General features: G+C 44.9%; 24 protein-coding genes. All 24 read right to left on the bottom strand.

The window, feature by feature from the left end:
• Window positions 1-59: 59 nt before the first annotated feature.
• Entirely contained in the window at window positions 60-401 is a 342-nt protein-coding gene (locus tag C7R94_RS24740; RefSeq protein ID WP_012683929.1) for a DUF3870 domain-containing protein, read from the bottom strand.
• A 137-nt stretch (window positions 402-538) separates the two neighbouring features.
• The gene (locus C7R94_RS24745; protein WP_106785353.1) at window positions 539-1102 is read right to left on the bottom strand and encodes a hypothetical protein; all 564 of its coding nucleotides are present in this window, start codon (window positions 1100-1102) and stop codon (window positions 539-541) included.
• 55 nt (window positions 1103-1157) lie between these two features.
• The gene (locus tag C7R94_RS24750; protein ID WP_106785354.1) at window positions 1158-1574 is read right to left on the bottom strand and encodes a hypothetical protein; all 417 of its coding nucleotides are present in this window, start codon (window positions 1572-1574) and stop codon (window positions 1158-1160) included.
• Window positions 1574-1726 (bottom strand): hypothetical protein, encoded by a 153-nt coding sequence (locus tag C7R94_RS30395; RefSeq protein ID WP_012683926.1) that lies wholly within the window; start codon window positions 1724-1726, stop codon window positions 1574-1576. Before C7R94_RS30395 ends, C7R94_RS24750 begins: the two co-directional genes overlap by 1 nt.
• Window positions 1727-1729: 3 nt before the next feature.
• Window positions 1730-2053: a hypothetical protein gene (locus C7R94_RS24755; RefSeq protein WP_233220656.1), complete on the bottom strand. Its 324-nt coding sequence runs from the start codon at window positions 2051-2053 to the stop codon at window positions 1730-1732.
• 484 nt (window positions 2054-2537) lie between these two features.
• Entirely contained in the window at window positions 2538-2684 is a 147-nt protein-coding gene (locus C7R94_RS30400) for a hypothetical protein (RefSeq protein ID WP_007725181.1), read from the bottom strand.
• A 13-nt stretch (window positions 2685-2697) separates the two neighbouring features.
• The gene (locus C7R94_RS24765) at window positions 2698-3537 is read right to left on the bottom strand and encodes a hypothetical protein (RefSeq protein WP_106785356.1); all 840 of its coding nucleotides are present in this window, start codon (window positions 3535-3537) and stop codon (window positions 2698-2700) included.
• Window positions 3537-4241, bottom strand: a complete 705-nt coding sequence (locus tag C7R94_RS24770; protein WP_233220655.1) for a hypothetical protein — start codon at window positions 4239-4241, stop codon at window positions 3537-3539. Before C7R94_RS24770 ends, C7R94_RS24765 begins: the two co-directional genes overlap by 1 nt.
• A gap of 191 nt (window positions 4242-4432) precedes the next feature.
• The gene (locus C7R94_RS24775; RefSeq protein WP_106785372.1) at window positions 4433-5785 is read right to left on the bottom strand and encodes an ATPase, T2SS/T4P/T4SS family; all 1353 of its coding nucleotides are present in this window, start codon (window positions 5783-5785) and stop codon (window positions 4433-4435) included.
• Window positions 5785-6903, bottom strand: coding sequence for a hypothetical protein (locus C7R94_RS24780; protein ID WP_106785358.1), 1119 nt, complete (start codon window positions 6901-6903; stop codon window positions 5785-5787). The genes C7R94_RS24775 and C7R94_RS24780 overlap by 1 nt, the downstream gene beginning before the upstream one ends.
• Window positions 6900-7688 (bottom strand): SAF domain-containing protein, encoded by a 789-nt coding sequence (locus C7R94_RS24785; protein ID WP_106785359.1) that lies wholly within the window; start codon window positions 7686-7688, stop codon window positions 6900-6902. Before C7R94_RS24785 ends, C7R94_RS24780 begins: the two co-directional genes overlap by 4 nt.
• A complete protein-coding gene (locus C7R94_RS24790; RefSeq protein WP_106785360.1) occupies window positions 7685-8563 on the bottom strand; it encodes a CpaE/TadZ family protein in 879 nt (292 codons plus the stop codon). Before C7R94_RS24790 ends, C7R94_RS24785 begins: the two co-directional genes overlap by 4 nt.
• 2 nt (window positions 8564-8565) lie before the next feature.
• Complete coding sequence (locus tag C7R94_RS24795; protein ID WP_106785361.1) at window positions 8566-9330, bottom strand: hypothetical protein; 765 nt, start codon at window positions 9328-9330, stop codon at window positions 8566-8568.
• A gap of 151 nt (window positions 9331-9481) precedes the next feature.
• Window positions 9482-9760: a hypothetical protein gene (locus tag C7R94_RS24800; protein WP_047074827.1), complete on the bottom strand. Its 279-nt coding sequence runs from the start codon at window positions 9758-9760 to the stop codon at window positions 9482-9484.
• Between the two features lie 108 nt (window positions 9761-9868).
• The gene (locus tag C7R94_RS24805) at window positions 9869-10486 is read right to left on the bottom strand and encodes a DUF4046 domain-containing protein (RefSeq protein ID WP_047074848.1); all 618 of its coding nucleotides are present in this window, start codon (window positions 10484-10486) and stop codon (window positions 9869-9871) included.
• A gap of 97 nt (window positions 10487-10583) precedes the next feature.
• The gene (locus tag C7R94_RS24810; protein WP_106785362.1) at window positions 10584-11093 is read right to left on the bottom strand and encodes a hypothetical protein; all 510 of its coding nucleotides are present in this window, start codon (window positions 11091-11093) and stop codon (window positions 10584-10586) included.
• Window positions 11090-11521: a TadE/TadG family type IV pilus assembly protein gene (locus tag C7R94_RS24815; RefSeq protein ID WP_106785363.1), complete on the bottom strand. Its 432-nt coding sequence runs from the start codon at window positions 11519-11521 to the stop codon at window positions 11090-11092. Before C7R94_RS24815 ends, C7R94_RS24810 begins: the two co-directional genes overlap by 4 nt.
• Complete coding sequence (locus C7R94_RS24820) at window positions 11518-12015, bottom strand: A24 family peptidase (protein WP_106785364.1); 498 nt, start codon at window positions 12013-12015, stop codon at window positions 11518-11520. Before C7R94_RS24820 ends, C7R94_RS24815 begins: the two co-directional genes overlap by 4 nt.
• Window positions 12012-12188 carry a hypothetical protein gene (locus C7R94_RS24825; protein WP_012683911.1) on the bottom strand — a complete coding sequence of 59 codons (177 nt, stop codon included), beginning with the start codon at window positions 12186-12188 and terminating at the stop codon, window positions 12012-12014. The genes C7R94_RS24820 and C7R94_RS24825 overlap by 4 nt, the downstream gene beginning before the upstream one ends.
• A gap of 90 nt (window positions 12189-12278) precedes the next feature.
• Window positions 12279-13193, bottom strand: a complete 915-nt coding sequence (locus C7R94_RS24830) for a type II secretion system F family protein (protein WP_106785365.1) — start codon at window positions 13191-13193, stop codon at window positions 12279-12281.
• Window positions 13194-13204: 11 nt separating this feature from the next.
• Complete coding sequence (locus C7R94_RS24835) at window positions 13205-14101, bottom strand: type II secretion system F family protein (RefSeq protein WP_106785366.1); 897 nt, start codon at window positions 14099-14101, stop codon at window positions 13205-13207.
• A gap of 11 nt (window positions 14102-14112) precedes the next feature.
• Window positions 14113-15600, bottom strand: coding sequence for a TadA family conjugal transfer-associated ATPase (locus C7R94_RS24840; RefSeq protein WP_106785367.1), 1488 nt, complete (start codon window positions 15598-15600; stop codon window positions 14113-14115).
• 11 nt (window positions 15601-15611) lie between these two features.
• The gene (locus tag C7R94_RS24845; RefSeq protein ID WP_106785368.1) at window positions 15612-17015 is read right to left on the bottom strand and encodes a CpaE/TadZ family protein; all 1404 of its coding nucleotides are present in this window, start codon (window positions 17013-17015) and stop codon (window positions 15612-15614) included.
• Window positions 17012-17740: a Flp pilus assembly protein CpaB gene (cpaB, locus tag C7R94_RS24850; RefSeq protein WP_106785369.1), complete on the bottom strand. Its 729-nt coding sequence runs from the start codon at window positions 17738-17740 to the stop codon at window positions 17012-17014. The genes C7R94_RS24845 and cpaB overlap by 4 nt, the downstream gene beginning before the upstream one ends.
• Window positions 17741-18002: the final 262 nt, after the last annotated feature.

The raw sequence follows: 18002 nt of genomic DNA on the forward strand, positions 1-18002 counted from the left end.
TTGCTGGGTTTTACTTACGTGTATGCCGTGCATACGAATAAATAAAGCAGCGGGTGTATTCATTTGGTGACTGTGGCTTTATTTCTCGTGGAAACTGCTTGTTTGTACTTCTTTTGCGCGTCCTTAAACGCTGCGATCAATGTTTTTTGGGAAGATCCAAAATACCGAAAGCGAATCTCTTCGCCAATTTCCTCCGACGCCATAATCGAATGACCGATAAAGATCGACCGAGCAAAGTCAGACGTCAGTTGGACCGTGGAGGAACAAGCCGCATCTACGATCTTGTCGTTGGAAGTATCGACAACCAATCCAATAAAAAAAGCACTGAATTGCTGTGTAATCGGATTGTTCGAAGAGGACTGTGCATCGCCTACGATATAAATGGTATCTTTATCAAACAAATCAATAACCCCACTTTTACTATGCTTAACGGACCGGCAAACGGGATGTTCGGAGAGCGACTTCCTCACAATCGCAAGCTGGGTAAGCACTTTCCTACATAGTACCAGAAGAATTTGCAATTTGTAAATAAGTCTGACTAATCTTTCAGTTCTTCTACAGATACGACCGGAAACGAATGCGACGGCAGTATCGGCAGAAACGGTCGCTCGTCGATATAGGCAACTACGACATGGGATGGACCGACCATCGTTTTCGGTGCAAGCTGCAGTTCCTCCCCACGCTCAGTTACGACGGTAATCTGCAGCATTCCACCTCCCAGACGCGCTGGCCCTTTCGTTGCTCGCTCTGTCACGAGAGTTGTCCCATTGTACTGCAGGCGTAATTGAAGGTCATTGCGCCACGAACGGAAATCCACATAATAGCGCGAGAAAGGAATGGGATCAGTGGTCACACTGTCTGCTTGAGGGACAAACATGGCTTGCTCACGACGGTAACCACCATTCTCATACATTCTGTCATCAAAACGTTCAAGAGCCTCGTCTTCGAGCAGATCAATCACACCCTCTGTTTTCAATACAGGATCAACAGCAAAGGTAGCGTGATGATTAGACAACTCCAGGAGTATCTTCAGTTCTGTTTTTTTCTGCATGGCGATGTCTGCATCTACAATAAACATACCTACCAGCAAAAAGAACAACATCGTAGAAATGGATAAGATATTTATACCCGTAACGATAGCCTCCTAACGGGAGCTTTTACAAATCGTAGTCCATGATGTTAACTGTACCTATTCTCTGGACTTGCAAGGAATCAGCTGGCATTGGAATCCACGAGGTAAAGCGGGGGTATGGAATTGCCAGCTCCACGACAAACTCATCTTCATGGCTCCACAGAACGGGATCAAGCGAACGAGTGCGAGTGACACTGACAGATAGCTCCTGATCTGGAAAGGAGAACTTTTTCTCTCGCAGCTCCCGAGCGATCAATGCCCGAACCTCTTGTTGCAGGTTGGCTGCACTCGTCCCCCCGTGGTTGCTAACGTATTTTGTAGCGACCGCGCTCACTTCCAATAATTCGTTCCTGGCCTGAACAACCGTATGTACCTGTAAAAGCCCTAATGGAACGAGTAGCATAACCATAATGTTCAGTATCACAGCGATTAATTGACCCATTAGCCTGTACCAAAACGCGTTACTTCAGCGAGCAAATCACCGAAAAATTGCGTACATGCCGAAAAGAGATTTTGCGGACCGGTGAGAAGCAAACCTACCGTCAAAGGCAAAACAATTGCCATTACAGCCAAAATGCTAATCATTTTATTCATGCACTACCACCCTGGATCAAAGTATTCGGACGGACGGCTTCCCGTAAAGGAAAAGGACGTATCCCCCTCCACAAATGTTTGCAGCCATTGGGTCACTTTTGAAGGCTGGATGGTAAGCGACAAGATAATCGCCTCCTGCCGCTCTTTGCGAGCCCGCTCGCTCTCGGTTCGAGGCCAGCTCCCAGCAAACGCATCCCCTGTCACTTCCCAACCCAGTTCTTTCATTTTCAGAAGATAGTAATCTGCTAACGTCGGCTCCAAATACCCGATGTCCTGCATATCATCCAGTAAGTCAGCATAGATTCCACGGGCAATCGCCCTTTCCATTGCGTACAAGTGGTAAGCTCCCAGTGCGGAAGTGATCAATAGAAGGACCAGTAGACAAATAAGGAAGACTTTTGCTTTCACCATCGTTTTAGAAACGCCAGCTCTTCTTTAATGGAAGATGACCGTCGCTGCTCGATACACCCTTTCTTGTTGTGTCTGTTTAAGCTGCTCCTCTGGTTGGAGATTCCAAAGCACCGCGCACAAGCTCCCTACCATAATCGAAATGATGAGAAGTACGTGGATGTGCAACATCAGTTTGACGACGTATAGGATGTGCCGTTTTGCATTCTAAAGTTGATGTTTTCATTTCGGGTATCGTAGTTCAGCGATGTGATGGATTGGTTAATGCTCTCGGCAGAATCGTTTGCCGCAGGGCTTAACTCATTGCCATAACTGCTAACACCGATCCCTAACACCATGACGCATGCTAAAAATATAAAAAACATTTTCGACATTTCAATTTTCCCCTTTTCTCATACGTGATTTAAGGTATGGCTTTGTCGATCCACCCAACTGCTCTATCTCTCAGCCCGTCTTCTCTCACTACCGATGTGTTTATTTCAGACAGGCTAGAAACAATTATTCCTAAAGAGAAAACGATGCACATGATGATAGATAATAGCTTCGTCATAAGTTGCTCCTCCTCAGGTCAAATATTTATCCAGTATTTCTGTCAGCAGCTTATACCAAGGAAACATGGCTACCAATAACCCCATGTAAAATGCCGGGTAGACAATGACCGTGTAGCCAATCCCTAAAGACTTTATCTTTTTTCGATGACGAAACATTCTTCGATGATCGACAGCCCACTCCATTCGTTGCATAGTTGCACTTACTTGTCCTTCGCTCAGCGTCTCAATTGTACGCATACTTGATACGAGGATAATTCCGTCATCGACGCCAATTTTCCGTTTAAAGCTCTCAAGCGCATCATTAGGGTCTCTGTTCCACTCGGATAAAGTAGGGATATATTCCTTTAGCTTTCTAGTCGGTCTTGCAGCCTTGACCATAGCATTGTAAATGGGCACCTGATTTTCCAGAAGGGTCACATAGCGATTGATAAATCTGGCGATATCTGTGCTCAGCATGTCCTCTCTGTGGTTTGCCCACATCTTCAAGCCCATGTAAGGAAGCATGTAACTGCCTGCAGATGCCAGACACATCGACAGAACTGGGAATGATTCCATTCGACTCACGACGACCCACATAAGAATCAGGATGCAAACGGTACTTCCAGTCAACAATTGCAGAAATACCCACTCCGGTTTACCCCATCCAAAAGGCCTTCCTGCTCGTGATAGTAACTGCTCCCATTTGTCGTCTTCGTCAGGCTTGAGTGCCTGCTCCCACTTTTCCCACCACACCCCAGAAACAAACAGCTTTGGCTTTTGCTTGTGAAACAAATACTTCCCGATCATAAACGCTGCACTAAAGACAAATAGAGCGCCTAATCCAAGGTAGGTATACATGATAAGCATTGGCATTAGCGATATCTCCTTCCCCAAATAAAAGCCAGTAGGATCGAAAAAATCCACACCGTCACCGCAATCGCTAATATGGCTTGTCCATCTGGCGTGTAGAAATAGAGACGATAGGAATCCTGAAGCAACCCTTGATTGTAGGGGATCAAGCAAATGCAAATCGCTATGACGATTAACAGGCTGATCCAAATGGAGTATATTTCACTATCACGCTCATGCTTTTCATCTTGTTGTACAAACATCTCATTCGTTAACCGATTTAGTGGTGATTGAATATCTTCTGTCTCCCCTTCCAAACCGCTGGAAATATACGTTGCAAAGTCAAAAGCCCACGGATGGTCCAGTCTCTGCGCAAACTGTTCCACTGCCGCAACCGAGTTTCCCCCATCCGAAAGGCTATTGTTTAGCAGAAGGAGGTCAGGCAATAACTCTTTGGGGCATTCCTCTATCATTTCGCGAAAAGTAAGGACAATGTTTTTTCGACTGTTATAATAACGGGCAAACAACTCTACGAAGCGACAGAATGAACTAATTTTTTTATTCATTTGTACGGTATAGCGTGCGTATAGAATCAGTGTTGGCAGCAAGAGGAATAAGAGAAAAAGCGACAAGGATACAATCATATTTCCTAGCAAAATACCCGAGATGAATCCCGCTATCCCGCCAATCATAGATAGTAATAAGTACCCTTCTGTTTTACCTCCCACGATTTGACACCAACGCTCGAAGCGTTCATACATCATGCGCCGGGTGGAATGCCTTAAGAATTTCTCTCTCCATACCTCAACTGTGCGCGGGAAGAATACGCGCGGAATTCTCCATCCCTTATATAAGTGTAAGCCGAGAAACAAAAAGCCAGAGAAGAGACATAGAAACACTGGGAAAAGAAACGTGTAAATCATAGTTGCCTGCTTATATCGGTGAGACGTAGCTCTTTCAACACTTCCATGTCGGCTTTGCCGACGTAACACATGTATTCAACTAAATGTGGGCTTAGCTGATTCCCCGTCCATTCATAAGCTCCCGTCTGCATGTTGCGACTTACAAGGGGAACAGATTCGACTCGGTTAAAAGCTGAATTCCATTCCGTCGTATGAATGGCATCAATAAAACGGTGACCACTGTTGCGGTATGTAAGCGAATTGACAAAATTGACTGCCCTGCTAATTCGCTCCTGGGTCAGCTCGACACTTCGTCCTCCGTATTGATAAACAAGATCGGTCAAATCATGTAACGCTCTATGAGCAAATCGTTCGTGCATTGCTCCGATTGTAGCGTCTGTCCCTCTGATTCCGGCATTTATAAAATGGTACGCTTCTATAGGCTCACGAATTTCTCCAATCAAAATCGTATTTGCTGTTGATCGGTACATGTCTTTGAAGCAGTGCCCTAATTCAATGCCGATTTCCTCCACGTTTTGGAGTTCAATCACTTCCCCTGGCCAAATATCACCAAATCGCATCTCGTGTTCACTTTCAAAGATCGTGATATATTCTGTCCGAGGGTCCTTCAGCTTCAACATACACATCATCAACGTTGTTTTCCCTGCAGCCATCGGTCCAATAACCAGCACATTACTGCGTCCGTACACTTGCTGTTCGATAAGCCATTGAATTCTTTGGTCGAAGGCTGGCTGTTGCTGTGTACGGAGTTGGTCGAGCGAAAACGCAGTTGTTGTAAATCGTCGAACCAGAATGGTTGGTACTCTGGAATAAGGGAAAGTGAACATGGTCAATCTCGCTTTTAGTGAATGTAAGTATCCGCTTAATCTTGGTTTTTTTTCGTTAAATGATAGACCCGCTGTATTGGTCAATTTTTGTTGTAGGGTTTCAACCTCTTTCCAGCTTGGTGTGTAAGAGAGAAATTTTTTGACCCCTTGCTCCAAGTACGCAATGTTGCGGTTTGCAGAAATTCGCACTTCCTCTACCCACGGAGACAAATGGAGGACGGCATCGAGTATGCCCCAACCGTAAGTAGAAAAGGCGAGACCTTCGTAACCGTTAACATGCGGCAAAATTTGTTCGGTTACCGGTCGTTGGAGGACTTCCTCAAAATAATGCTGTAAACGAAGAATAATATGATTGTGACTATCACGGTCTCCCTGTTCTGCCAGAGCGAGAATTCGCTGCATCTCTAGCTTCTCTTCTCGAGTTTTGCCAAAATGATTTAAATAATCTCTTGCTACTTGTTTAATGTCCTCGATGGTTTGGATGTCCGATTTAACTGGTTGTTCTCTATCTATCCCTCTCATCAGCAAAACACCGCACTTCTATCCATATATTGTGCTTTAGCAATTTCCTTCAAACTGCTGATGTACGATTTGGGAGCGAAAAACTCTTCTATTAATACACTGCAGCTCTGATGAGATTGCATGAGCCTGCTCTCCGAAATGCGTGGTACTACACCGTAGACTGAAACATCCTCTCCGATTCGAAAAGGTTGTCCAGGATCTAAATGACTGAGCAGAACCTCGCATTTCACTCCTCTTTCTCTCCATTTATACAACCACTCTCTAGCACTATCGATACTAAAGGGATCAGCTCTCACGAATAAAAGATTGCGGTCAACAGTATGAAGCAACCTCTGTAGAGTCTCAGACTCAGGAAAGCAGTAACCCCAATCGACGTATACATAGTCAAACTGCATGCGAAACACATTAATTAGATTGCTTAATTCTGAGCTTTTCCATTTGCTAGCAGCATGAGCGTAATACAAATTAGGTAAGTGAGCGCTCTGTTTGCAGACATTGCTCCAGTTACGCTTGGCAGTTGTTTGTATATCGATAAAGTCAGGGCGAAATAAAGATAATTGATGTTGTTGGAGTTTGAAGAATCGTGATAAATCGGGCTTAGCGTCATTCATATCAAGTACGACAATTCGCTTTTCAGGATGCTGCCTCGCTAGTATGACTGGATAATTAATACAAAAAGTAGTAATGCCAGAAGCACCGTAGCTCAATAAAGCGTAAACGAGCCCCTTTTCTTTTGACGATCCAATATCTACACACTCTTTGACGAAGCCTAGAATCAGACTGATTTGATGGCGTATTTCTTCTTGGGATAAATGGGCTGATAACAGGTATACATGCTCTAGCCCAGATTCCTCGGCTACCTTCTCAATCATCTTCTCATCCCGATAGAGAGGAACAATAATTAACGGTGAGTTAGGCGGGAGTTGTGCTTTCAGTGCCGGAAGCCATTCCCAAACGGGAGAGTTGAACATTTCGGAAAAGATCACGGAAGCTTCTGGCATATAAAGCTGCACAAGCCGTGAAAACTCCGCCGCCGACTCAGCTACCAGCACATCACTGTACACAGGCATATACGTCTTGGCGAGTGACTTCATCGGATAACAAACTAAAATTTTCATGACGCTTGCTCCTTCGAACCCATAATATGACCTACCTGAAGCATCCCATATGACATTGCCTCGCTTACTATCACATACTCCTCGTCTGTCAAATTAAAGCCGATAAAAGCAGGTAGTGCTGTTGGCTGAACCCTGTAGTCACGATATCGTTTTTCGCCATTCTGCAACGGTTTTTCTCGTGATCCATGAAAGATAGAATCCATCTGATCAGGCGATGGCAACAAGCTCGGCTTCAATGTATAGATCTCAATACCATTACTGTCCCTCACGCTTGCAAGCTGACTTTCAAATAATAGATCTGCCGTATCATTAGTTTTTTGAAAATGTATTGGTGTAAGATAGCCTTGCAGTTCCGAGGGACTCTTGTATTTGACCCAAATTTTCACATGATCGCCCTTGCGTAATTCCGTTAAAGGATGAATGGATAGTAGGGGGAACTCGTAACGCGCCTCCCCTTTTTCCGGTAAAAGCTGTGAATCTGTCAGCTTCTCCACTAATAATTGCTCGCCTTCGTATATAGTCTGCGTGCTCCTTTTCCCCAGAACGGTATCCAAATCACGCGCTGAACCTGGAAGAATTTCATCCACCTCTTCCTGTACAAGTATCACGTCATCTTGTGTAATTGGCTCAAAGGCTGATATTTCTTTCCCTGCGGCTACCTTTACGACTGGGGCAAACAGCTTTTCCGCAGCTATCGCGTCAATATATTGAGTCGCTGCATAAAAGGACGACCCTGCTAGCAAAAACGAAATTAAGCAAATAACAAGCAATGTTTGCTTCTTCATAACATCCTTCCTTTATAAGCATGAATCAATGACTGAAACTCAATCTCTTCCTCGGGGAAAAGCTCTAAAAGTAGATTGGCTTTGGCGCTTGCCATTGCTGTTTTCTCTCCATCCATCAACGGAATCATGTCAGTTACCTGTACACCTCCAGACTGCTGATCCCATAGGGAGAGAGTTCCTTCTACTTTTTTCATGATGCTTGTCCGAGACAACTGGCTATTCCACTTGTTTGCTATCATTTTTATTTTTCTCCTTTCTGTCTTCCACCAAGCAGGGATAGGCTCTACCAGGAATAAACGGGTAAGCCTAGCCAAATCGGCATCAAAAACTACCCATATTTCGTCGGCATGCTCAAAAATTTGTTTGGAGTGGATATCATTCCAGTAGGAAGAAACATCAATGACAACAATGGGACTATCCTTACAAACTCGTAGTAACCAGTTGGCTGTATCTGCTTGAGAAGATTCGTGCTGAAGTTGTGCTGGGGGTTCTATCTGGATGCGAAGATGGTTATTCTGCATGAGGAGCAATGATGTAGGAGAGTCTCTTACTCTTTGTTGAGCTCTACGTTCAAAATCCAGAGCAAAATAATAATAGGATGTCACTTTTGGCAACTCGCAAAGGGTAACAGGAATGCCTTTTCCAGACCATGAATACGCTAGGTTACTCGCAAGAAAACTAGCTCCAGCCTGTGCATACAAACTCATAACGGCAATACATTTACGCTGATACGACTCCTGTTGATCAACTATTTGTGGAGAAGCAAGCTTTTCTTTAAGTAATCTCCATTGCCGCTCTTCCTCAATAGACTGTGAAAACTCCTGCTGCTCCAAATCACGGAACCTGGAGACAAAGCGGCTCATTTGGTGAAACATGATTATCCCACCTGGGAATCATTTGATTTATTTTTACTGGCGATGTATTTCTCAAATTTCTCAACCATCTCTCGAACAGTGAGGGATTTGCGATGATAATAGTATATTTTGCGAAGCCGCTCCCGTTCCTGAGCTGTCATTTCTGGTCTCACTTTCATGGCTAGCTCGATTAACAGAGCGAGCTCGACGTTATTAGGTCTTCCCCTTCTTGGTGGATTGGCAAATAGCTCCTGCTGCTTCTTATTAAATGCGTTTGGGTACTCTACCAGCCACATGTCTACCAACGTTTCAATATCTTCATGTGTACGTACTCCGAGCTTCATCAAGTATTTAAAATATGTAGGGATGGGACGTTCACGTATCTGGCCATTTTGCCATCGGGCGAGAAATCCATTTGGCATAGTTAGGAGCTTGGTTACGTCTCGGATGAGTGCTATCCGATTTGGCGATTGGTATTGAACGACTGCTTCCTTTACCAGCGTAAACAAAATGTCATGATAATTGACGCCTTTATACCCGCTTCCATACTCTGTGATGTACCATTCCTCAACTGCTCGATCAAAATCTCTCCGGCAATTCGATAGCTGAAGCTGATTCAGATGCTCATAAAACTCTTCCAGATCATACTGAACCGTAAACTCTTCCTGGTAATCTCCAAAAACAAAAGCAATAAAGGATTCCTTAAACTCTTCCAATGACAACAATGTCAGCTTGTTTGTCTCCTCATAGCAGCGGTTGACTAATTCGATTGCACTCTTTGCCAACACGTCAAGATACCCCCATTTTCCTTTTTATAGAACGATAGATATTCTCCAACAGCGTTCTCAACTCGTCGATGAATCGTATTTAGCCTGATAAACCAGGCATTTCGCTTTATGGGTCGCCTCACACGCACCCGTGCAAGGCGATTAAGAGAACCTACTCAGTTACAAAGTAAAGTTCTTCTCCGGTCGCGAAAAGAAGAGCGATCCTTCCCCCGCGCTCCATGACGGTTGGAGCATTCTCCATTACGATTAGCCCGTCATTGAGTACTACTCTGTCTCCAAATCGATGTACGGATTCGATCTGGAACGCTCCCTGCGGAACTCTTTCCACCGAAAGATGTCTGCCGGGTTTGTGCTTCTGGTAGCGTACTTGTCGCCCTAGAAGCTGCTCCACGGATGCAGAGCATTTCTGGTGAGCCTCTACTGTTGCCATACGCAACGCCTCCTTCTCTCACCTGTAGAGTACGGCCGTTTCATCTGCTTATAAGCCTATGAAACTATCTCTACCGTAAAAAAAGACAGCAGGGTTGTGCAAATATTTTTATAACTCTTCCCAATAAGAGGGATCACTCAGTTCGGGATACATTTCAGTGACCATATCAAACGGTGAAAAGTAGAGTGTATCGACGAGAATCTTGAGTTTATATGTTTTCAGGAGCGTATAGGCTCTCTCTGTTTTGCTGAAGATACTTGGTAGTTGACGCAAATCTGCCAGCTTTAGCAGATGCTTGCACATGTAGTCGACGCATATTTTTGCCCGTTCCTCACCCTTTATGCTCTGAAAATAAGCTGGGGGAAAATGACGTCTTATGCCTGAAAGAACTTCTTGGTAAACCCATAACACTCGTTGTTCTTCTGAAAGCCGAGGTAAATACGGATAAGCGAATTCGACGAAGTAATACACATCCTCCGCCTTTGCCTCGATAGGCGGCTCAATAAATTCTCTCACCAAATGCAGCTTCAGTTCTTTGACATCCTGCAAGCTCAATTCACGTCTCGCCTGCTCAGGAGTCCATCTTTTTACATTTTCAATCGCATATCTAACAACTAATTGGACTTTTTGCTTTCGGTACATCACATCTTCAAACTCATACGGGGAAAAACGCTTTTGCTCTCCGTTAAGAATTCGTTTGTACCGATCAACTATTTTTGAGGGCACTGTCATCTCACTCCTATCCCCATTTTTGGAATATACTACTAAATTACCATGCGGGATTAGGACAAAAATAACAGTACCTTTGTTCAAAATCGTGACTTTATTCATAGACCCCAGACTGGGAGACTCTGTTCATTTTTACAAAAAGCTCATCCCAAAATACAGGTATATTCTTTTCAACCTTTACTTCTAAATGATAGATTCCTTGCAAGTACAAATAAGGCCGTTCACCTTTTTGGTGAATGACAGAGACCTTATCACTTGTCCCCTCTAGATTCGGCCTGTTTAGCCTCCAAAGAATCCCCGCTTCTTCACGTGCCCCGCGAATGATATCCGCATCACGCTGTTCAGCTTCTTCTGTTGTCGCAAACAATCTGGTTTGCTTATCTCCGTTTGTATCCACGTACTCCCATTTTCCAGCCGTACGTGCTCCTTTGGTAATCAGATCTGCTGTATGTTGCATCTTCATTTTTAGATAATCTGTCTGCTCCAAAAATAACAGGATAGAGAGCAGACCGCCCAAGCAGAAGAGAAAGAAGAGCACAGTAATCATTGTTGCCCCGCGCTCTTCCTTCACTCGAATCAAAAAATGATGCAACGAATCATTCATTGCTTCTCCTCCGCATTTTCAACCATCATGTGATAGCTTTCCGTTATCTCGAATAATTCTCCCGTAGCGAGAAGCCGAAATGAAACTGTTGCTTCAGCTTTTACATGACTACCTTTTCTCCAGCCGTTCCCATCAAGCTCCAGCTGCACATCTTTGTGAAAGACTCCAATACCTTGTGCTAATTCGGATGTACCTCGCTGTTTCGCATGGAATTTGGCCAAACCGAAATTGGGCTGCACTGCAGCAATTCTCCCCGCCTCATACGCAGCCGCCAATGCCTTTTGCTTGTTGTACATCATGCTGAATTGGTCAAAGGAGAATACGATCAAGATCCAAACTAAAGGAAACACTAGAATAAACTCGATCATTTGGCTGCCTCGCTCATCTTTCACCCTCGCACGTATCATTCGTCCCATGCGTATGATCATCTGCTTGCTCCGATGACATCACATACGAATTGGAACACAAAAGCACCCAGCAAATATACGGCGTAGGGGAATGAAAAGGCTGTTTTTTCCCTGCCTGGAAGCCAAACTTGTCGATGAGCTGTCCATCCGGCTGCTATGATTTGAAGATTGTTGTGAAGGCGAGCCCAATTATGTGGATAGAACACAATAACAATGAGGCACAACATGATAGAATGCAAAAACAAAGAATACACAACACTCCAGCTCGTCCAAGCCCCAACAGCCATTAGTAGCTTTTGATCACCCATCCCCATCCCTTTTAAGAATACGGGGCCAACTGTCAACAAAAAGGCTCCTGCCACACCTAACAATGCTCCGGCTAATAATTCACCTTCCCACTGATACAATAAGCCGACAGCAATCACTGGAAAAACAAGAGTATTCGGTATTTTTCTTTGTCTCCAATCCATCCATGCTGCCGCCCCTAATACGCCTAGCAAGACTACGTTTGTCATTTGCTTATCTTTTCTTGCAGTTCCTTCAGCTTCTCGTCTTCGGCAGTGCCTAATTGTGTCAGTGTCGGAATAAGCACAATCAAGATGACGGCAATGATAATGACCATTTCAACGATCGTAACACCGTCCTCCTCATACCAAAAACGCTTGACGTAATCTGCTATGGTTCCCATTCCATTCACTCCTCATTGAGATTTTGGTTCTATTTTCACTCTGCCAAAAGACAGTGCCTCTCGCAAAAATATTTACACGTGCTTATTTTTCTACAAGCTTTCCCCGATGCCGATGAATGCAGGACCCATCACTAAAAACAACAGCGGCAGACCCATTAACAAAATGACAAAAGGCAATAACCTAATATTTAACCGATTCATATGGGTAGCAGCTTCATCTTCTTGTTGTCTCACTTGCTCCTCTACTTGGACAGACAACATTTGTGATATGCTTACCCCTTTTTTCATCGCCTCGTTCATCTCCAGCGCGATGGTAGTCAACGAATCTACCTCCCACCGAAAGGCCAACTCTTCAAGCGCCTTTCTCCAGTTCCCATGCTTTTTTTCTCCCATTTCTAGGCTCGCGAGCTCTCTGCCGAGTCTTGCATCAAAACGCCTCGCTGTGTGCTTAACAGCTTGCTGCAATGGCGTGCCTGCTTCCACCAGTGATTGCACAATGCTGAAAAAGATAGGGACCTGCTCCCGAATTTCAGCTTTTGCACGCTTGTCCGCCCGATCTAGCAGCATGTTCGGCAGCAAGTACAAAAATAAGCTAAACATTAAGGGAAGCCCATCCACCGTACCAATTTTTTCACCGTTCACCATGCTCACTGACAATGAAGATAGCGATGAAACAATGAAACACATACTGATGAGCCGGAACAAAACAATCTCTGTCAGGCTGATGTCGATCCCCAGACGAGCCAATGTTTCCCCTGTTTTTTTCTTATCAATACCCGTCCATTTGTAGAAATGCTGTAGCAGTACTTGGTTTTTCTCCAAGCTTTGAACCAGTGTCCACCTTTTTCGTCCTTGTCGAAACGATTGCTCAAGCTTGGCTTGTTTCTCGGAGTCAATCCTGCCGGATAGAGTGGCGGAGATTGGTTCCCCTTTACTCACACAATACGGCAAGCCGTACAGAAATATAGCAACACTCACCAATGTACTAAGAACGAGAACGAACATTGCATCCTCTCCTATGCTCCCCTGCTTATGCTTTTATGCGCAACATAACGAATCGCTTCTCCCCCAATCAAAATAGAAGCCAAGCTTGCCAAAATAAGAAACCGTCCCCCCATTGTGGCCGTTAGTGGGTCAAAATGATTCGGATTATTCACATACAACGCAATGACAAAAACAAACGGCATGACACTTAGTAAATTCACTTGTGCAACGATTTGAGCCATAGCTGCTTTTTGTCTACGGAGCGACTGTCTGCGCCGCAATATCGAAGAGGCAGCCAAATCCAGCGTTTTGGCCATATCTCCGCCCATCTCACGTTGAATGTGGACAATGGTCGCTAAATATTTGACATCTGCTGATCCTGTGCGTTCAAAGAATCGATTCATTACGTGCTCCAACGGGACTTGTGCCCTCAATAGCTCTACAATACGCCTGTATTCCTCTAAAACGATTTCTGATAAAAACGGACTAGCTGCTACCTGTTCAAACGCATGCAAATACGATGGAGAAGTACGTAAAGAACTGGCCATGAGGCGAATTGCTTTTACATTGCCTGCTTCGAACTCGTCCTTTCGACGAGCTCCCCATACACTCACTAATCGTTCAGTGAACATAATCCCCGCAAGCAAAGCAGGCAGTGCCATCCACCAAGACTGCAAGATCTGACTACTTACACCAAAGGACGCGATCCCCAATAAAAAAGAGAGGGTCACATACTGGTTTACCCCCCACCCTGAGCGCGATTTGACCAGCCTCTCCTCAAACTGCTTCCAAATCGTTTTTCTGTCCTGTTGCAGCACTTCTACGATTTCGTGCTTCCCCATCGGTTCTCGCATATACAATTTGTTGGGTAAGATCAATAACAGGATGGCCATCCCCATCCCGAGTGCAACAGGTAAGCTAATGTCCATGCTTTCCTCTCCTATAGCGGTATTGGTGTGGTGAAAAAGACTTGCTCAATCTCCTCTCGCGACAGCCCTTTCTCTAGCCATCGCTTAATCAGCCGCTCTGGGCGATAGCCTGTCCATTTGAAGTGACCCTTTACTCTCCCATTCTCCACCCCTGTTGCTTCGTACACGTATATATCCTGCAAATACACCCGATCAGGGAGAACCTGTTTAATATTGCAGGCTCGCTTTATCCATTCTTCATGCGATTGCCCCGTCCCAACTACCTCCGTTATCGCTACCACCTTGCGACTTCCGTCTTCTTCAAAACGCTTTACTTGAACAATCAGATCCAGTGCTGAACCGATCATTAAATTGCGCTCTTCGGAACTATACCCTTCATCTGCTTTTCCAAATAAAATGGGCAATGTTGAATCAACCAAAGCACGCGGTGAGTTTGCATGCGCTGTGCTCCAGCTACCAGGGTGGTCCGTATTCATCGCCCAAAGCATATCTACGATTTCCCCACCTCGTGTCTCACCGACCATAATGACATCCGGCCTTTTTCGCAAGGACAAGCGAACACAATCCTTGATCGAAAACCCACCCTTCCCCTCGTAATTTGCAGGTTTCGCTAAAAATCTGCGCACAAGGGGATGCTGAAGCTTCATCTCTAAAACGTCCTCGATCGTAATAATACTTAAATGATCAGGGACGTATTGGGAGATAAGATTGAGCATGTGTGTCTTGCCTGAGCCTGTTCCTCCACTGACAATGCCAGATGCACGAGATAAACGTACGGCTCTGTTTAAAAAGAGAAGCATGGGCTCGCAAATGGAACCGTACCGCAAATAATCGGATTCACTGAGTAGCTCACGGTGTTTTCTGATCGTGAGCATATGACCATCGGGAGAAATAGAGCGATGCGTAGCAGCAACCCGGGAACCGTCCGGAAGCTGTGTATGCAACTCTGCTTTTGTTTCATTAAACTCACGTCCCATTGTCGCTGCAATCTGTTCCAATAAGCGCAGCAGCTCTTCCTCATCGCGAAAAACAGCAATGTCCGGAGATTCAAGACGACCAGTACTTTTTCTTTCAATGACGAGATAATTATATCGATGAAAAAGAATCTCCGTGATGTCGTTATCCTCTAATAAAGTGTCTAATGGGCCCCAACCCGTCAAGGAATGCAGCAGTCGTTTTACTTCTGTTTCCATTTGTATGGATGTCAGGGTGGTTTGCGACTCCAGCAGCATTCGAATATCTGCCGTCAGCTCATCTAAAAAAAGTGGGGAATGCTTTTCCTCCCATAATCGCTTTCCGTATTTCTCGACAATCTGGGTACGAATCGACGTTTCTCTATCTGTCCCAATCCATTTTTCATTCGTCCGCTCGTGATCCGGGGCTTGCATTTTCTCGTGTAGCGTCGTAGGAACTCCCGCCATTCCCCTCCCCGCTGATCGTAATTCTTGCGCAGGACGGACTTGATTAGAAATACCTAGTAACTGTTTTTTATCGAACATGACACCCTCCCTCATCCCCACAACCACTTGAAGAGAGATGTTTTCTCCTTTGGTTTCTCTCTTCCATCCACCTTCATTTGCTCCTCATCTACGGGGAACAGTGCTTTTCCTAGTGTCTCAATGGCTTCCTTGGCCGGAATTCTCCCTGACTGGAGCATGACCGGCGTTCCGGTGTTAATCGATTTTTTTACTTCCACATCGTCAGGTATGGAGAAGATTTTTTTGTTAGGGTGGAGTTGGAAGTAGGCCCGAATTTCATCTAAGCTAAACATTTCTTTCCGCTGCAAACGATTCATGCAAATTTGAATGCGTTCTTCAGGATACTCTGCTTCTCTCAACAGTTTCAGCAATCGTTGAATATTTTCAATGGAGTCTACCACCGGATTTCCCACCATCACGACATGTTCTGCAAAGAATAGAGCTTGAATCGTTGCATCTGTTGTATCCGGAGCCGTATCGATAAGAATGACGTCGTAGTTGCTTTGTTTTAACGTTTCGAGAATCAGATATAAATGATAGTCACGGATTTCAAAGCTTTGCCGAATATCACGGGGGGACGTAAGTACATGCAATCCCGTATCAGGATGAGCAACCACATATTTCTCGATTTGTTGAGGAGATAACGGCAAGGCTTGTGCGTATTCCTGCCATTCCTCACTGCTAATGGAATACGGGTCTTTTCCTTGACCCTGAATATACGAATGCAACTGAGTATCAAGATCCTTTACCCATGTAAAAAGATTCGGGGTACGGGGGAGATTCAAAGTAGTCGCAAATGTACCGAGATCAAGATTGAAGTCAACAGCGATTACCCGTAATGGGACGCCTTCCCTTTTTTGCATGGAAAAGAAAATCGCTAGCTCACGGGAAATAAATGTTTTTCCAACGCCGCCTTTGGGACCGTAAACAGTTATAAGCTGTTTGGGACGAGTCATTTCAAGAACCAGACTACCTGTAGTTGGCTCGGAGAATGAAGGCGGCTGGCTCGGATAGCTTTTGGTCTGTTCCTGGATTACATACTGGTGGTGTTCTGGAGCAGCTTCTGCTACCATGCCTGGAGGCTGTATCATCATGGCTAACGCTTCGATTTGCCCTGGTTCAATGGGCTTGGCAATAACCCATAAGCCTAAGTTCCGGAAAAAAGGCTCCCACATTAATTCATTGCTTGAGCAAGCAGCAATAAATGAAAGATGAGGAAAGGCTAGCCGAAATTGCTGACACAACACACCTCTTTCCGTTCCCTTTATACCACCCAGCAACACCAAATGGGGTTGGTTTGCCTGTAATTTTGCCCATGCCTCTTCCACTCCGAGTGCTTCCCCGCAAACTTCGATCCATCTGCTGTTTATAAGTTGCGCCGTTAACAAACGAACTGAATCTCGATCATCATCTACTATGAGCAAACGTCTTTTCACTCATGCTCCTCCTTTTTAATACCCCAGCGTGTTTTCGTCTTCATTAACTCTGAAGCGAATTTTGCGTCTCCTATTCCCGGATTTCCCTCATCCTTCACTGCAGCTAAGCCCAATCTGATTTTTCCATAATGAAGTGCGTGTGTTAGCAGAACAGCCTCATCTCGTGTCAGGGAGAGAGTCACAGCTACCAAATTGGGATGATCTCCCTCCATTTCGCGTTGAATGCCAATGATTGGCATGTTTTGCAATAGGAGTCCAGAATGTGCTCCTGTCTCATCTTCAAAGGAAGCATAGACGTGCACCCTTTCTCCGCTTGATACATGCGGTGAAACTCCTGCTACATTGTCTACGGGGATGCTCATACCTGTCATTTTTTCTGTGATCACTCCGCTGCCTTGCGCATTACTGGTCAGTTCCAAATCACTTTGCAATAACGGTCGGCCTCCCTTCACTTGACGGGTGAATGCTAAACCGACAAGACTCTGTCCTTCTTCCCATGGAATCAAGCCTGGAATTGGGGCAATGGGTTGTTGAAAGATCCCTCCTAGTCTCAGTGTTAATGGCTCCATATCCCTTGCTTCAAGTAATTGACCACTTTCTTTTTCTACTGTTGATCGCAATTGAATATAGGTCACTTGATGCGGCTTCAAAATGCTGTAGGTCGCTACACCAATACTTGTAACGAGAAGCAATATAGCCAAAAGTCGTAACGGATGTATGGACATTCTCCCCCTCCTTCCATTGTTTCTAGCGTAGGGGAGAATAGAGGGACAAAAAAAGAAAACGAAAAAACCGTGCATTCGATCTGCACGGTTAACCTATTACATAACAAAAAAAGCTGCATTCTCCATTACTTTTACAAGTAATCGGGAATACAGCTTTTCGTCTCATTCCTTCAAAACTGAATACGCATGATTGCTAAGTGTGTGGATAAGTCCTCGACCGATTAGTATTCGTCAGCTCCACGCGTTACCGCGCTTCCACACC

It is taken from the genome of Brevibacillus sp. NRRL NRS-603, assembly GCF_003013445.1.
GTDB classification, from domain to species: Bacteria; Bacillota; Bacilli; order Brevibacillales; family Brevibacillaceae; genus Brevibacillus; species Brevibacillus formosus.